Source organism: Flavobacterium sp. 140616W15 (assembly GCF_003668995.1).
Taxonomy (GTDB): Bacteria; Bacteroidota; Bacteroidia; order Flavobacteriales; family Flavobacteriaceae; genus Flavobacterium.
Genome location: NZ_CP033068.1, coordinates 4,521,619 through 4,537,916, shown reverse-complemented (window position 1 = coordinate 4,537,916; position 16,298 = coordinate 4,521,619). Strand labels below are relative to the sequence as shown.

General features: G+C 32.3%; 14 protein-coding genes. 2 read left to right on the top strand and 12 right to left on the bottom strand.

Annotated features, from left to right (window positions below; translation table 11 throughout):
- Positions 1–16: 16 nt before the first annotated feature.
- Positions 17–1,579: a hypothetical protein gene (locus tag EAG11_RS19910; RefSeq protein WP_129540718.1), complete on the top strand. Its 1,563-nt coding sequence runs from the start codon at positions 17–19 to the stop codon at positions 1,577–1,579.
- A gap of 108 nt (positions 1,580–1,687) precedes the next feature.
- On the top strand, positions 1,688–3,487 hold the full coding sequence (locus tag EAG11_RS19905) for a hypothetical protein (RefSeq protein WP_129540717.1): 1,800 nt from the start codon (positions 1,688–1,690) through the stop codon (positions 3,485–3,487).
- A gap of 107 nt (positions 3,488–3,594) precedes the next feature.
- Here EAG11_RS19905 and EAG11_RS19900 read toward each other — a convergent pair whose 3' ends face one another.
- The 12 genes from EAG11_RS19900 to EAG11_RS19850 form a co-directional block, all read right to left on the bottom strand.
- A complete protein-coding gene (locus tag EAG11_RS19900; RefSeq protein WP_129540716.1) occupies positions 3,595–4,029 on the bottom strand; it encodes a glycine zipper family protein in 435 nt (144 codons plus the stop codon).
- 170 nt (positions 4,030–4,199) lie between these two features.
- Positions 4,200–5,474, bottom strand: coding sequence for a kynureninase (kynU, locus tag EAG11_RS19895; RefSeq protein ID WP_129540715.1), 1,275 nt, complete (start codon positions 5,472–5,474; stop codon positions 4,200–4,202).
- A gap of 140 nt (positions 5,475–5,614) precedes the next feature.
- The gene (gene queA / locus EAG11_RS19890) at positions 5,615–6,664 is read right to left on the bottom strand and encodes a tRNA preQ1(34) S-adenosylmethionine ribosyltransferase-isomerase QueA (protein WP_129540714.1); all 1,050 of its coding nucleotides are present in this window, start codon (positions 6,662–6,664) and stop codon (positions 5,615–5,617) included.
- 129 nt (positions 6,665–6,793) lie between these two features.
- Positions 6,794–8,023 carry a 3-phosphoshikimate 1-carboxyvinyltransferase gene (locus EAG11_RS19885; protein WP_129540713.1) on the bottom strand — a complete coding sequence of 410 codons (1,230 nt, stop codon included), beginning with the start codon at positions 8,021–8,023 and terminating at the stop codon, positions 6,794–6,796.
- 81 nt (positions 8,024–8,104) lie between these two features.
- The gene (locus EAG11_RS19880; RefSeq protein WP_041518431.1) at positions 8,105–8,431 is read right to left on the bottom strand and encodes a nucleotide pyrophosphohydrolase; all 327 of its coding nucleotides are present in this window, start codon (positions 8,429–8,431) and stop codon (positions 8,105–8,107) included.
- 3 nt (positions 8,432–8,434) lie between these two features.
- The gene (locus tag EAG11_RS19875) at positions 8,435–10,462 is read right to left on the bottom strand and encodes a DUF3857 domain-containing protein (protein ID WP_129540712.1); all 2,028 of its coding nucleotides are present in this window, start codon (positions 10,460–10,462) and stop codon (positions 8,435–8,437) included.
- Positions 10,463–10,465: 3 nt separating this feature from the next.
- A complete protein-coding gene (locus EAG11_RS19870) occupies positions 10,466–11,806 on the bottom strand; it encodes a DUF3857 domain-containing protein (RefSeq protein ID WP_242499209.1) in 1,341 nt (446 codons plus the stop codon).
- A complete protein-coding gene (locus EAG11_RS22500) occupies positions 11,788–12,372 on the bottom strand; it encodes a DUF3857 domain-containing protein (protein ID WP_242499208.1) in 585 nt (194 codons plus the stop codon). The genes EAG11_RS19870 and EAG11_RS22500 overlap by 19 nt, the downstream gene beginning before the upstream one ends.
- A 63-nt stretch (positions 12,373–12,435) precedes the next feature.
- Entirely contained in the window at positions 12,436–12,888 is a 453-nt protein-coding gene (gene dtd, locus EAG11_RS19865; protein ID WP_129540711.1) for a D-aminoacyl-tRNA deacylase, read from the bottom strand.
- A gap of 111 nt (positions 12,889–12,999) precedes the next feature.
- Positions 13,000–13,977: a ribosome small subunit-dependent GTPase A gene (rsgA, locus tag EAG11_RS19860; protein ID WP_129540710.1), complete on the bottom strand. Its 978-nt coding sequence runs from the start codon at positions 13,975–13,977 to the stop codon at positions 13,000–13,002.
- Positions 13,978–14,240: 263 nt separating this feature from the next.
- A complete protein-coding gene (locus tag EAG11_RS19855; protein WP_129540709.1) occupies positions 14,241–15,323 on the bottom strand; it encodes a bifunctional 3-deoxy-7-phosphoheptulonate synthase/chorismate mutase type II in 1,083 nt (360 codons plus the stop codon).
- 12 nt (positions 15,324–15,335) lie between these two features.
- A complete protein-coding gene (locus tag EAG11_RS19850; RefSeq protein WP_129540708.1) occupies positions 15,336–16,193 on the bottom strand; it encodes a prephenate dehydrogenase in 858 nt (285 codons plus the stop codon).
- Positions 16,194–16,298 lie beyond the last annotated feature (105 nt).

The window sequence follows — 16,298 nt, the reverse complement described above, 5'->3', positions numbered from 1 at the left end:
ATAAAATATGCACTAGATGTCTTTAAATAAAAAAATAATTATAGGAATTCTTTCGCTTATAGCCCTCTTGTTTTTAATAAACTCAGGATTAAATTTTTGGGTAAAAAAACAACTTCCTAAAATCATTCAGGACAATAACAAAACGCCTTATCAAATTACTTACGAAGATATAAAAATTGACCTTTGGTCGGCAGACATCTATGCATTTAACATTGTTGTCAATCCTAAAAATGCTTCTAAAGATAATGCTGTCAAAATTGGAATTTATTCTAAAATCGAGACAGTTGCTATAAACGATTTTAGTATTTGGAATCTTGTATTTAATGATGTTTTACGCGCCAAAAGTATCACGATTGATCGTGCTCGGGTAATATTATACAAAAAAGATGAAAAAGCAATCGACAATAGCAATAGCATCCGCACACAAATAATCGAGCCTTTTCAAAAAATCATTGTTGTTTCTAATATTTATCTCAATAAAGCGAGTTTAGATATTATGTCTACCAAAACAAACAAACCCATTTTATACACACGAAATATTGCCCTTGTGTTAGAAGGAATTCTTATTAATGAAGAAACACTTAAACAGAAAATCCCCTTTTCGTATCAAAAATATGCTCTAAATTGTGATAGCACATATTACAAACCCAACTCGTTTTACACTATTAATGCTTCGAAAATAGCAACTAATAATCATTCATTAAAAGTAAAAAACTTCAGTTATATCCCTTTATATTCTCGTCATCAATTTGTACAGAAAATAACTAAAGAAAAAGATCTTTTCACCGTAACAGCAACGGACATTAATATCAATTCGATGAATTGGGGTTTCCAAAATGATGTGTTTTTCTTTAATGCAAATTCTATTGTTTTTGATGACTTAGACGCAAATATCTATCGTAATAAAATACCCGAAGATGATGTAAGTAAAAAACCACTCTACAACACTTTGCTTAGAAAAATTCCGTTCCCTTTAAAAATTGACACGCTCTCTATCCAAAATTCAAAACTAGTTTATGAAGAAGAAATCAATTTTCAGAAAGGCCCTGCGATATTAACTTTCAGCCGTTTTAATTTGAATGCTACAAATCTTCAGAGTGGTTTTGGTTTAAAAAAAGTAGCCGACTTAGACATTAAAGTCAATTGTCTTTTTATGAAAAACTCTCCTTTAAATGTACATTGGACATTAAACGTTCTGGATAAAAACGATGGTTTTCGTATAAAAGGAAGCATTGCAAAATTTGATGTTCAGGCAATGTATGCGTTTACAAAACCATATACTAATACTTCGTTTAAAGGTACTTTTGATGATTACCATTTTGACATTACTGGAAATGATAAAAAAGCCACAGGAAATGCAAGTTTAAAATACAAGGACTTAAAAGTTACTTTATACAAAAAGAAAAACCCCGAAAAAGAAGCAAAATTAAAAAGTTCTTTAGCCAATTTAATTCTTAAAAAGGACTCTGATAATGAAGCTAAAAAAACTAAAATAGAACTGGAACGAATCCAAGAAAAGTCCTTTTATAATTTTTTATGGAGAAGTATAGCTGCATCTTTTAAGAAGATTTTAATTTAATCACTCTAAAAAAACGAACTTAATCCGCTATAAACATGATATATATCAGTTTTTAAATAAAATGATTTTACAACATTTGTCATTTATTAAATTTTATAATAATAGCAAATGACAAAAACCCCTATACACTCTTTTCATATTCCTGTAATGGGACTCGCTTATACTATTGACAGCCCAATTCGAGTAGCTAAATATGGTATTTCATCCGTAATTTCGATTGCAGATGATGAGTTAATTGAAAAGATGACCGCTTTTTATTCTGAAAAGTTCAATTCTTCTTATCAGGAAATAAGTCAAAAAATTCACGATTACAGAGCCAAGCGCATTACAACCTACTTAAATTTAGTAGACAAAATCGTAAAACAAAAATTTGAAAGTTTCAAAACCGAATTATCTGAAAGCAGACAAGCTCTAGAGAATTATATCTCGATGTTACCTAATAGTTCTGAGATAAAAAAAGGGATTCTAAACTTAATGGAAGATGGTATTTCTTTTAAAGAAAACATCCAAAACTATATTGAATCACATCTTTCTACAGGTGCTATCGATGTAAACATCATGACTAAACTGGATAAAGATAACTTTATCAAAGACGAACAATTACCTATTGAATTTAATGATGCTCATGCAGCACTTCGCGGTTTTGCTAACAGTAATTTAGAATCTTCTTTAGTTCTTTCTGCAGGTATGAATCCTAGATTATATAGCTACTTCGAGAATTTTCCAGATTTTTTCCCAGATAGCAATAACGAGCTTAAAAAGAAAATTATTCTTAAAGTAAGCGACTTTAGATCTGCTATGATTCAAGGTAATTTTTTGGCTAAAAAAGGGCTATGGGTTTCTGAATATCGTATTGAGTCTGGATTAAATTGTGGTGGGCATGCATTTGCCACCGAAGGTTTATTATTAGGTCCTATCTTAGAAGAATTCAAACAGAAAAAAGACCAATTGATTCAATCTGCTCATGACTTGATGGTAAAAGCGTTACAGCAAAAACAATTTCTAGTTCCCGAAAATACTTTACCCCTTAAAATTACCGTACAAGGAGGTGTAGGAACTGCCGAAGAACACGAATTTTTACTAGATAATTATAATGTAGATTCTGTGGGTTGGGGAACTCCTTTTTTACTAGTTCCTGAAGCTACATCTGTTGATCAGCCTACTCGCAACTTATTAATGAAAGCCCAAGAGGAGGATTTATATTTAAGTCATATTTCTCCTTTAGGCGTACCTTTTAACACCTTAAGAGGAACATCCAATGAAGTTCTTAAACAAAAGCGTATTCACGATAATAAAGCAGGTAGCTCTTGTCCAAAGAAATTTTTGGCTTTAAGCAAAGAATATGACCCAAAAGGAACTTGCTCTGCTTCTAAAAAATTTCAGGATTTAAAATTAGCTGAATTAGAAACTATAAAAGACACTCTTTCTCCAGCATCTTATGAAAAATCTAAAGCTGCTATTACTGAGAAATCATGTTTATGTGTAGGACTAGCGAATGCTTCTTATATTGAGAATGATATCAAGATCAAAGGGCAAGCTCAAGGTGTTGTTATCTGTCCTGGTCCAAATATGGCCTATTTTGACCAAGAAGTATCTTTATCTGACATGGTACAACACATTTATGGAAATAAGTCGGTTATACGTGTCGATAATCGTCCAAATCTATTCGTAAAGGAATTAAAAATGTACTTGGATTATTTTAAGAAAGATATTGAAAATATTACGGCAGAAATAACAGCCGCACAAACTAAAAAATTACAAGCTTTTAAAGACAATCTCTTAAGTGGAATTGCCTATTATGAAAATCTTCTTTCATCTTCTCCTTACTTCAAAAATGAGAAGACAAGAATTCAAGATCAATTTAATGATTACAGAACCAAGCTAATTGCTATAGCCATTCCAACATAACAATTAATTTTTTTCTTTATTGTGCAAAAAACCACCTCTAAAATTAATTTGAGGTGGTTTTTCTATTTGAATATAACTAACATTTATTCGAAGAATAGTAGTCTCTTCTATTCTTTTTTCTTTTTCCCATCTATAATTGCTCCAGTTCCTGCTCCAACTCCTGCACCTGCTAATCCTCCTATTATTGCACCTTCCCCTTTTTTCTTACTGATAATTGCTCCAGTAACAGCTCCTACTCCAGCTCCAATTACAGCTCCTTTTGCAGTCGAACTCCATCCTTTTTTCTTTGGCGCGGCAGCAACAGCTGGTGCTTGTTGATTAACCACTACTACCTTTTGTGGTACTGCTTCTATCTGAGCTTTCTCCTTCTCTTCCTGAACTTTTGCCATCTCTGTTTTCATTGAATCAATAACTTTTTGCTTATTAATTTCAACTTTCATAGAGTCAATACTCGCTTGTTTAGCTTTCTGAATATCTATCTTCCCTTGATTCTGACACGAGATAATCGCAAAAGAGAATAGTATTAAATATAATGTTTTCATGATTGTAATTTTTAGGTTCTTACTAACATAGCAAAGTAAAGCCTAAACTTTTTGTATGTGATTACATAATTTCAAGAGATCGTTATAAAATTAAACGATGCAAAAAAGTCAGCCAACTCATAACATTTGAATTAACTGACTTTAAAATATTTTATTTATTTAAATTTAGATTATTCTAAAATTCCTCTTTTTAAAACTTGTCCAAATTCATACATATCTTCAAAAGAACAATACAACGGAACTGGAGCTAAACGAATAACGTTAGGTTCACGCCAATCAGTAATAGCACCATTTTTCATTAAATAATCAAATAAACTGCGTCCTTCTCCATGCAAAAACACAGATAGTTGTGATGCTCTTTCCTTAGGGTTAGCAGGAGTAATAACTTCAAAGTTACCTTTTACTTCTTTATCTATTTCATGTAGAATAAACTCTAAATAAGCTGTTATGGTGTCTCTTTTTGCAATTAGAGCATCCATTCCTACTTCATCAAACATTTCTACTGATGCTAGGTAAGGTGCTAAAGATAATACTGGTAAATTACTTATCTGCCAACCATCTGCTCCATGAACTGGATCAAAATTGGGTTCCATTTTAAAACGTCGCTCTTTATTATGTCCCCACCAACCTGCAAAACGTGGCAAATCTGGATTGTTGTGATGTTTTTCGTGCACAAAGCAACCAGATGCATTTCCTGGCCCTGAGTTCATATATTTGTAACTACACCAAGCGGCGAAATCAACATTCCAATCGTGCAATTCTAATTTTATATTTCCTGCTGCATGTGCTAAATCCCAACCTACTTTGGCTCCTACTTTTTGCCCAGCTGCAGTAATCGTTTTCATATCAAAAACTTGCCCTGTGTAATAATTCACTCCTCCAATTAATACCAAAGCCAATTCATCTCCTACTTCTTCAATTTTTGCCAAAATATCTTCTAATCGGATATTGTGCTCTCCTTCACGACGCTTAATTTCTACAATAGTATCTTCTGTTTTATAGCCATGAAAATGTACCTGACTTTGAAACATATATTGATCTGATGGAAATGCTTTTTCTTCACAAATAATCTTATATCTTGTTGCTGTTGGTCTATAAAAAGAAACCATCAATAAGTGAAGGTTAACTGTTAATGTATTCATCACAGTAACTTCACTTGGCAAAGCTCCTACAATTTTACTAAGTGGCTTAGCAAAACGTTCCTGATAATCCCACCAAGGTTTTTCAGCATAAAAATGGCCTTCAACGGCTAGATTTGCCCAATCAGACATTACTTCATCAACGTAAGATTTTGTACGTTTAGGTTGCAATCCTAAAGAATTTCCAGTAAAATAAATAACCTTTTTATTATTCACTTCAGGAAAAATAAATTCATCCTGATATTTATTTAATATATCTTGTGAATCAAGCTTTTGAGCAAATTCGCGGGTGTTTTCGAAAGTCATTGTTTGAATTTTGTTTGGTAAATGTAGAAAAAAAAGACCTAACACAAAAAAAGAAAGCTATAAGCCTGTGTTAAAGATTAGTCAAAAAAAAATCTCGCTATTACTAGCGAGACTTATGAATTAACCTTATTGTATATTTCTTAGATAATAAGCATTGCATCACCATAAGAGTAGAATTTATATCCTTCTTTTATAGCTTCATCATATGCTCTTTTCATTAAATCATGTCCACAAAATGCAGAAATCATCATTAATAATGTTGATTTTGGTGTATGGAAATTTGTAATCATACAATTTGCAATACTAAAATCATGAGGAGGGAAAATAAATTTATTTGTCCACCCTTCAAAAGGATTTAATGTATTTTGTGATGAAACAGAACTTTCAATAGCACGCATTGAAGTTGTTCCTACAGCACAAATACGTTTTTTCTTTGCTTTTGCATTATTAACAATTTCACAAGCTTCTGGAGTAATAATTAACTCTTCTGAATCCATTTTGTGTTTTGATAAATCTTCAACCTCAACAGGATTAAAAGTTCCTAAACCTACGTGAAGTGTTACTTCTGCAAATTTTATTCCTTTAATTTCTAGTTTTTTCAAAAGGTGTTTTGAGAAATGCAGTCCAGCAGTTGGTGCTGCAACAGCTCCTTCTTCTTTAGCGTATATCGTTTGATATCTTTCAGCATCTTCTGGAGTTACGTCTCTACTGATATATTTAGGAATTGGAGTTTCTCCAAGTTCTGTTAATTTATTTCTGAATTCTTCGTAAGAACCATCATAAAGGAAACGTAATGTTCTACCACGAGAAGTAGTATTATCGATTACCTCAGCAACCAACGAATCGTCATCACCAAAGTATAATTTATTTCCGATACGGATTTTACGAGCTGGATCAACCAAAACATCCCAAAGGCGTTGCTCTGAATTAAGTTCTCTTAATAAGAAAACTTCAATTCTTGCTCCAGTTTTTTCTTTGTTCCCGTACAGACGAGCAGGAAAAACTTTGGTATTATTTAAAATAAGAACATCACCATCATCAAAGTAATTGATTACATCTTTGAACATTTTGTGCTCTATAGTTTGTTTTTTACGATCAATTACCATCAAACGAGATTCATCTCTGTTTTCAGCTGGAAATTCAGCTAAAAGTTCTTTTGGTAAATTAAATTGAAAATGAGATAATTTCATGTAGTCTATTTATTTAGAGTGCAAATATACGACTGTGAGATAGGCGTTGTCAAGTCTTTTGGCTTTTATTTAGTTTAAAAATTACAAACTTCAAAGTTTATTCCTGTTTTTAGCCGTAAACATTGATTATTACGCAACTATTTCTGCTGTCTCAAATCCTAAATTTGTTAAATCTTTCCAAAAATCTGGATACGATTTAGAAACCACCCCTGCTTCTTCTATAATTATTGGCACTTTTAATGCTAGTGGAGCAAATGCCATCGCCATACGATGGTCATTATAAGTAGCGATTTTTACATTTGGATTAATCTCATTTGTAGCAATAAGTGTTAAACTATCATTGGTAACCGAAATAGCTGCTCCCAATTTAGTTAGTTCTATTCTTAACGCTTCAAGTCTGTCTGTTTCTTTAATTTTTAAAGTATGTAAACCCGTTAAATGACAACCTATCCCTAAACCTAAACAAGTAACTACAATAGTTTGCGCAATGTCTGGAGTATTGTTTAGCTCGAAATTTACAGTTTCAAATTTAAAATCAGTCTGTTTTACCAAAGTCATTTTATTATCCTGAAATGTAGTTTGAACTCCCATTTTCTCGTAAATCGATGTCAATGCAGAATCTCCTTGCAAGCTATCTTCTTTGTAACTACTAAGGGTGATCGAGGCTGTATCAGCAAGAGCAACCAAACTAAAAAAGTATGAAGCTGAACTCCAATCTGACTCAACAACCATTTCTTTTGTAACCACCTCTGCTTTTGGATATACTTTAATTACATTTCCTTCAAAACTAGTCTGAATTTCTAAATCATTAAGCAGAGCCAAAGTCATTTTAATATAAGGTATAGAAGTAATCTCTCCTTCTAAAGTCAATTCTAAACCATTTTCTAATTTAGGTGCTACAAGCAATAATGCTGATATATACTGACTACTTACGTTGGCAGCTAAAGTAACTTTTGAGGCTGTTATTCTCTTTCCTTTAATTCGAATTGGAGGATATCCTTCGTCTTTTAAGTATGAAATCTCTACGCCTAACTGAGCCAAAGCTTCAACAAGAATCTTAATCGGGCGTTCCTGCATTCTGCTTGAGCCTGTCATTACAACTTCTCTACCTTCATTAACTGCAAAATATGCCGTTAAAAAACGCATTGCTGTTCCTGCATGATGAATATCTACTATTTCCTCATTACCAACTAATGCTTTTTGCATTACTTCGCTATCATCAGAATTTGATGTATTTGCTAAACTAATATTGGGAAACAAAGCCTGCAACAACAACAATCGATTTGTTTCGCTTTTGGAGCCAGTTACTGCAATTTGTCCTTGTAAATTAGCTTGAGATGTTTTTAATAGTAAATTCATTGTAGGGTGATTGTTTTTATGCGTTTTGGCAAATTTATTTTAAAAAAAGGATACTCCAAAGCTTTACCTTAACTTATCACATTATTTTAATTTATCGTTGTTTTTATGACGGTCTTTATCACGAATAGACTTTAAATCCATTTTTTTATCAAAAGCAGCCTGCAAATCAATTCCTGTTTGATTTGCTAAACATAAAACTACAAAAACTACATCGGCTAATTCTTCACCAAGATCTTTGTTCTTATCGCTTTCTTTTTCTGATTGCTCACCATATCGACGTGCAATAATCCTAGCCACTTCCCCTACTTCCTCAGTAAGCTGCGCCATATTGGTTAGCTCATTAAAATATCTAACTCCGTGTTCCTTTATCCAAGTGTCAACATCTAGTTGCGCGTTTTTTAAATCCATTTTTTATATTCTTTTTAAAACTATTTTTTCGTTCACTTTATCAACCATTCCTTTGTAATATCCTTGCAACATCGAATAATATTCTGCTGGTATAATGGCTGCATTTATCTGATGTGTAACTACCAATTGTAAAGTATTCTGACTGACAGCAGCCATAAATTTAAAAGTCCCTAGATTCTCTTCCATAGCTATTGCAACTGGCTCAGGAAGTGACTCTACCATATAACCATCAGGAATTTGAATTGTTATATTATATTTATCAGATGAAGGAAAACCATAATCTACAGGATATTCTCTCTTTTCTTGCTTAAATGGGTTTTCCTTTTGAGTATAAAATAACATTGGACTTATATAAATTTTCCCACCTATAACTTCACATAAATTAGAACCTGTAAATGAAAAATTTTCGACAGTAGGCAACTCAAATTCTTTTTCGTTTAATCTATTATATTCACTTATTTCAATTTTGTCATTCTCATTTTCTAACTTTTCTAAGTAAGAATCCTCTTTAACATTATCAACATTATTTCTAAATATCATTGCATTATAATCCGTGTACTGTCTTCTTGTCTTACCTACGACACCTCCCTCTGGAGTCACACTATAATTAATCGCGATATTATCAAATGACTGTTTATTAGGCATTAAATCAACTTCCTCAGAAGTTCCGTCTTTACGTATTAATCTTCCCATCCAATTTAAAGCTCTAAAAGGCAAAATATTAGGAGTAGAAAATTTACTTGACCCATCTAACAAAATAACACCTTTATCCGTTTCTACAGCTGCAATTACATAATTAAAAGCCGTTCGATTAGGAAACATTGCAATTCCGTTAGAGCGAGTACTCACTAAAACTGGGTTTGCTTTTAATCCTGAAAAACGCAACATAGCAGTCAACATAAGATTTATATCTGCTATATTACCTGTTTTCTCCTTATAAGCTTTTTTAACTCCATTATCGCATCCGTAATCAGAATATCCGTTCCAGTTAACTCTCGATTTTACAAAGTTAAGTATAGCCTTAATTTTCTCATCTTGAGTATTTACATTTGTTAGTAACACTTTTAAATCATCTTCAAAATATCCTGTTTTATTTAATTCTGGCCCAAAACTATCATAATTATATATTGTTTTGACAACTGAATTCCAATCTGCAGAAAATAATTCAACAGGTTTATTTGGGAATTTCTTCACAGACAATTCATGCTCTATAGCCGAAGTATAGTTGTATATATTATTAACATAACCTTCTTCTTTCATCGCTGGTAAATTCTTAGCAATATAAGTAGTTTTAGTTTCTACATAATCTACTTTTTCATTTGAAAAAGTAGTTTTCATTGCATATCCAAATCCCCCTGGCTCGGATCTTTCTTTATTTACAAACACAATAGAAGCCGTTTCTTTATCAACTGTAACTACTGGAAAAATATATCCTTTTTGCTTAGCATTAAAAACATAATACTCTGGAATACGTGTTGTGAATTCTGAATAATTTACAGGTATAGAGGTTTGAAAATACCAATCTCTCATTGATCCTATACTTGGAGATTTTATAGTGTATTTATACTCAATAACAGATCCTTCTTTTACATTAGGCATTGTTATTTTTTTCTGATTACGATATTTATCTACATTCTCATCAAATACACCATCACTTTTTAATTTTACTTTTTCTATCTTACCAGCAACCAAATTATAAGTTACGGCATCCGAAAAAGTAACACTTTCTCTCGACATTTTATCTCCTACATAATAGGATACATTTTGATTTGCCCAATTGTACCCTTCTTTTTTATAAATTTTAATTCGACATTCAACATTAGTCATCATTACAAACCCCTCATTCGTGCTATATTCAACACGAGAAACTCCCTTTCTATATAAGATTGCTGCAACAGCTGAAGTGTCTTTAGCATGTGCTTTTTCTTCTAATTCTGCGACGGATACTTTTCCTAATTTAAATTCTTGTGCTGTGATTTTCGAAAAAGAAAATACAACGAAAAAGACGATAGTTAATTGGTTAATTTTCATAGGTTAATTCTTGGTTAGTATAATTTTGGCATTATCATTTTTGTTAATCTGCTCTATAAAAAGGCGATATTCATCGTATTCTTTATTAGAATATTTCCCGTTATTGAGAAGCATCTTCCTTTTATATATTAGTTTATTGTTGTCCGTTTTAATGATTTCTGTTTTATATTCTCCGAACTTACCTTTTAATTCAAAAGTTGAAGGTAAAAATTCAATAGCAAAACCAGCAGGAAGGTTAATCTCAATTTCATTAGCAAACAAATAACCCCGCTGCAACTGAAATGGTGTTTTCCTATTTCTGATACGATTGACACTTCCATTATATCTATTAAAAGGATTTATCGGAAATATCATTTTGTCATTAGTAATCCTTCCATAATTTATTGCGCTTAGCTGAATACCTTCAGTGAAACGAATATTTTCCTTATCATTACTTAAGTTTATTTTTACTAATTTCAGATTATCAATATTACTCCAATATTCTTTATAATACGCCTCTTTTTCGTTGGGTAGCAAAGTCTCAACTCTTGCTTTAGAGCCGTATCTAGCTCCTTCTGAAGCAATTGATATAGAACCTAAAAAATCACCTTTCTCATCAATAGTATAAACTCCTTTAGCTATTTGAGTATTACCTTTATCTTCATAAATCTTAGTTCTAACAATTTCCCCTCCTTCTGGCTTAATTATTAAGACATTCCTATCATCTGTAAAAGTACCTTGATACCCAAAAGGATCAACTTGACTTGTGCATTCAAGCCAAATATACTTGTCTCCATTAGGAATTGATAACATCATATGATTTCCTTGCATAGAAACAAAGTCTGAATCTATATCAGTTTTAGAACTATCTCCATATAAAATTGTATTATAAGAAGGAACATCAACCACCTCTAAAAGCGCCTTTGTATAGTTTGTTAATGCTTTGCAATCTCCATAACCTAAACGATCCACATCATTAGCCAACATTGGTTTCCATCCACCGATACCAATGGCAATATTTACATATCTTGATTTTTTTTGTACATAGTCATAAACAATTTTTGCTTTTTTCACTGGATCTTTTTCATCACCTACCAATTCCTTTATTTTAGTTTTGGTTGCATCTGGCAAAATTGTTGTGCCTAATAAAATTTTATCCGCATACCATTTCCCAAAAGCTTGCCATGTGGTTGCATTTCCATCTACTCCTTCGAGATGAAAGCTTTCAAGCCCCATCATGACATAAGGATAAATTTCATTAAATGAAGGACTATAATCTTCATTTTTTTGAGCTAATATATTAGTAGCTACGTAAGATATCTGAGTATTTGTATCTGTAGTCTTTTTTATATCAAATCCTGACAATTGAAATTCTTTTTTTTGAATCCCAAATTATTAGGATAGGTCACATTCAAGATGCTTTTTTCTACACTTGTATTATAATTGTCAATAGGATACCATTTAGGGAGAAAAGCAGTTGCCGAAGTTTCAACTTCACTTTCGTATACTAAAGTAAAAGGATATTGAATTGGTGTGTAATCTAAATAAATATAACGACTATCAGAGAAAATAGTTCCTCCACTTATTACACTTTCATCACTAAAATCCCTACGTTTTATCTTCTTTAATTCTTTGCCTTGCGCATCATACACAGTAGCTTCGATATTTTTAACCGTAGTAGATTTATCATAATACTCAATGGCATCAATAGCATTTAAACCTTTTCCGTTAAAAACAGTTATAACTCTTTTTTGTATCGTTTTCATACTTCTTTGAGAAGCAATCACGATGTCTATCTGATTTAAACGGATAACAGCATTTGCATTTTCCCTAAGACTATCAGAAATACCAATAGCGTTATATTCAACCTTTTGAGCAATAGAAGAAAATGAAAATAAAACAAGAAATAAAAAACGGAGAATCAATTTCATTTAATAAGTAATTTCGCCAAATATATATCATTTTTAGAGATATTTAACAAATACTTACTCTTTTTACTCCCTGTTTTTACTATCTATAATTATTGTCACAGGGCCGTCATTTAACAGACTGATTTTCATATCTGCACCAAAAATTCCTGTCTGAATTTTACTTCCAAATTCCTTCTTTAAAGTAGCCACAAAATTTTCATAAAGTGGAATTGCAATGTCGGGTTTAGAAGCTTTTATGTATGAAGGACGATTCCCTTTTTTTGTTCCAGCATGAAGTGTAAACTGGCTAACAACTATAATTTCGCCATTGATATCCTGAACAGAACAGTTCATGACATCATTTTCGTCGTTAAAGATTCTGATTTTGATTATTTTTCCAGCCAACCAATCAATATCTTCTTGTGTATCGGCATCTTCAATACCTACAAAAACAAGTAACCCATTTTGGATATCGGCTACTTTATTATCATCAACCACTACCGAAGCTGAAGAAACTCTTTGAAGAACAACTCTCAAAATACTGGTGAATTATAAATTATAAATTGTGAATTCATTTCGTAGAAATAATTATAATAAACTTAAAGTTCAGATAAAATGAACTTTAAGACATCGGACATTAAACCATTTTTACTTTCTTGTTTCGTCACTGGCAGCGCGATCTTCATTATGAATATCTGTACGATAATGTTCGTCTTCGCCTTCTAAAATTTTAAGATAACTATTATAACGTGACCAAGCAATTTCATCTCTTTCCAAAGCAGCTTTTATAGCACAATGAGGTTCATCTTTATGTAAGCAGTTATTAAATTTACACTGATCTTTTAATTTAAAAAATTCAGGAAAATAACCACTCACTTCTTCTTTTTCCATATCAACAATCCCAAAACCTTTAATACCTGGTGTATCAATGATACGTGCACCAAAAGACAGGTCAAACATTTCTGCAAATGTTGTTGTATGCTGTCCTTGTTTACTCGCTGTCGAAATCGTTTTTGTTTTAAGATGCAAACTAGGTTCCATAGCATTTACAAGAGTTGACTTACCAACCCCTGAATGCCCAGAGAACATTGTTACCTTACCAATCATCATTCCTTTTAACTCTTCAACACCTTTTCCTTCTGTTGATGAAATACGCAAACATTTGTACCCTATTTGCTCGTATACATATTGCATATACAATTGTTCATCAAGCGTGGCTTCATCAAACGTATCAATTTTATTAAAAATCAAAATAGTTTCGATACCATATGCCTCAGCTGTAACCAAGAAACGGTCGATAAAATTAAATGTTGTTGGTGGATTATTAATTGTTACTAATAAAAATACACAATCAATATTAGATGCAATAATATGCATCTGATGAGATAAATTCACGGATTTACGAACAATATAATTCTTTCTTTCGTGAATATTATGAATCGTTCCTGTTACAGTATCTGAACTTTCTTCGAGTTCATAATCCACAACGTCGCCTACAGCTATAGGATTGGTACTCTTAATACCTTTCATCCTAAACTTTCCTTTCATTCTACACTCTATAAAATCGCCACTTTCGGATTTTACGGTGTACCAACTCCCTGTAGATTTGTAAACGGTTCCTGTCATTTTTTAATTTTAGATATTCTGATTTTAGTTTTTAGATTCAAAACCAAAATCTTTGCAAAGATAAATGATTGTTTTTCGTTTAAAGTTTAAAGTTCAAAGTTTTTAACCTCAAGTATAAATTAAAAAATCCCCACCACTTTCTTAAAAGCGATGGAGATTCTGTTTTCGAGAATTATTTACCATTCAATTAATATAAAAACATTTAAGTTTAATGCTTACAAATCCTTATATGAACTTATACCTCTTATATGGTTTAAAACAGATTATGCGTTAAGAATTCTCTCTTGGTGACTAATACTTTCTTGGTGAATTGCTTTGAACATTTTAAGTACAAATTCTTCTGACAATCCTTTTTTCTCCCCTTCAAGAATCATTTTTCCTAAAATTTCATTCCAACGGTTGTTTTGAAGAATAGCAACGTTTGCATCTTTTTTCACCTGACCAATTTCGTCAGCAACTTTCATACGTTTTCCTAATAAATCTAATAAATTAGCATCTAAGACATCGATATTAGCTCTTAATTTCGACATTTTTTGGCTATATTCATCTGTTTTATCATCCGTTTTTCTTACTCTCAAATCTTTGAAAATTTGTTTCAAAGCATCTGGTGTAACTTGTTGTGCAGCATCACTCCAAGCATTATCCGGATCAGTATGAGTTTCGATAATCATACCATCATAATTTAAATCTAAAGCTTCTTGCGTCACTTCAAGAATCATTTTACGATCTCCTGTAATATGAGATGGATCAATAATTAAAGGTAAATCAGGGAATTTATTTTGTAATTCGATAGCAATCTGCCATTCTGGAATGTTTCTGTATTTTGTTTTTTCATAAGTCGAAAACCCTCTGTGTATTACACCTAGTTTTTCGATTCCAGCCATATGTAAACGCTCTACACCACCTAACCACAAAGATAAATCTGGGTTAACAGGATTTTTAATCAAAACTATTTTATCTGTTCCTTTTAGCGTATCTGCAATTTCCTGAACTGCAAATGGGTTTGCTGTTGTACGAGCTCCAACCCATAAAACATCAATATCATGCTCTAAAGCCAATTTACAATGTGCTGCAGTTGCAACTTCAGTTCCCATTAATAAACCAGTTTCAGCTTTAGCTTTTTGTAACCATTTCAATCCAATTTCTCCTACACCCTCAAATCCTCCTGGACGTGTTCTTGGTTTCCAGATTCCAGCTCTGAATATACTCACATCAGAATCTTTTAATTCATGTGCAATTTTTAACACTTGCTCTTCAGTTTCAGCACTACAAGGTCCTGCTATTACTAGCGGATGATCTAATTTGAATGCCTCTAACCAATTTCTCATTTCTTTCTTATTTTCCATCTTTTCTTTAGTTTATTTTTTAGTAGTAATTCCGTTTAATATTTCTTTTATTTTGTTCACACTTTCCATTTCCTCATAAATGGCATTATAATCATCTGCAACCAGTAAGTCTTTAAACTGGGTAAGATTTAGTATATATTCTTCCAGGGTTTCGATTACCTGTTTTTTATTTTGTTTAAAAATTGGCGTCCACATTGCTGGTGAACTTTTTGCCAAACGAACGGTACTTTCAAATCCACTTCCCGCCATATCAAAAATATCTTGTTCGTCTTTCTCCTTATTAATGACTGTCTTTCCTAGCATAAATGAACTTATATGAGACAAATGCGACACATAAGCAATATGTTTATCATGCGATGTTGGATCCATATATCGTATGCGCATTCCTATTGCTGTAAAAAGCTGTAAAGCCTTTTCCTGTAATTTAAAAGTGGTTTTCTCCACCTCGCAAATAATATTCGTTTTACCTTTAAAAAGCCCTTTTATTGCTGCGGAAGGTCCGGAGAACTCTGTTCCTGCAATCGGATGAGTAGCAATAAAGTTTCTTCTTCTCGGATGATTCGCAACTGCCTCACAAATTGGTTTTTTAGTAGAACCTACTTCAAAAACAATTGTATTCTCTCCAATTACATCCAGAACTTTAGGCAAAACGGTAAGCGCAACATCTACAGGAACTGAAACAATCACAAAATCAGCAGTTCCCAAATCATCGAAAGTCGACGCTTTATCGATAACTCCTAACGCAATTGCTTCTTGCAGATGCGCTTCGTTATTATCAATTCCGTAAATAGTAGCATTTGGATATAATTCTTTGATATCTAAAACCATTGAACCTCCTATTAACCCTATTCCTATTACGTGTATATTCATTTTTTATTTTTTATTTGAAGCTTCCCGATAGCTATCGGGGCCTGCTGTCCGGCTCTATCTTTTTCTAGCTAAAGAAGCTATAAAAAGGATACCGCTCCCATCAGG

Bases quoted from the DNA above. Each gene is read 5' to 3' on its own strand.
- EAG11_RS19910 (WP_129540718.1), top strand. From the start codon at position 17: ATGTCTTTAAATAAAAAAATAATTATAGGAATTCTTTCGCTTATAGCC.
- EAG11_RS19905 (WP_129540717.1), top strand. From the start codon at position 1,688: ATGACAAAAACCCCTATACACTCTTTTCATATTCCTGTAATGGGACTC.
- EAG11_RS19900 (WP_129540716.1), bottom strand. From the start codon at position 4,029: ATGAAAACATTATATTTAATACTATTCTCTTTTGCGATTATCTCGTGT.
- kynU (WP_129540715.1), bottom strand. From the start codon at position 5,474: ATGACTTTCGAAAACACCCGCGAATTTGCTCAAAAGCTTGATTCACAA.
- queA (WP_129540714.1), bottom strand. From the start codon at position 6,664: ATGAAATTATCTCATTTTCAATTTAATTTACCAAAAGAACTTTTAGCT.
- EAG11_RS19885 (WP_129540713.1), bottom strand. From the start codon at position 8,023: ATGAATTTACTATTAAAAACATCTCAAGCTAATTTACAAGGACAAATT.
- EAG11_RS19880 (WP_041518431.1), bottom strand. From the start codon at position 8,431: ATGGATTTAAAAAACGCGCAACTAGATGTTGACACTTGGATAAAGGAA.
- EAG11_RS19875 (WP_129540712.1), bottom strand. From the start codon at position 10,462: ATGAAAATTAACCAATTAACTATCGTCTTTTTCGTTGTATTTTCTTTT.
- EAG11_RS22500 (WP_242499208.1), bottom strand. From the start codon at position 12,372: ATGAAATTGATTCTCCGTTTTTTATTTCTTGTTTTATTTTCATTTTCT.
- rsgA (WP_129540710.1), bottom strand. From the start codon at position 13,977: ATGACAGGAACCGTTTACAAATCTACAGGGAGTTGGTACACCGTAAAA.
- EAG11_RS19855 (WP_129540709.1), bottom strand. From the start codon at position 15,323: ATGGAAAATAAGAAAGAAATGAGAAATTGGTTAGAGGCATTCAAATTA.
- EAG11_RS19850 (WP_129540708.1), bottom strand. From the start codon at position 16,193: ATGAATATACACGTAATAGGAATAGGGTTAATAGGAGGTTCAATGGTT.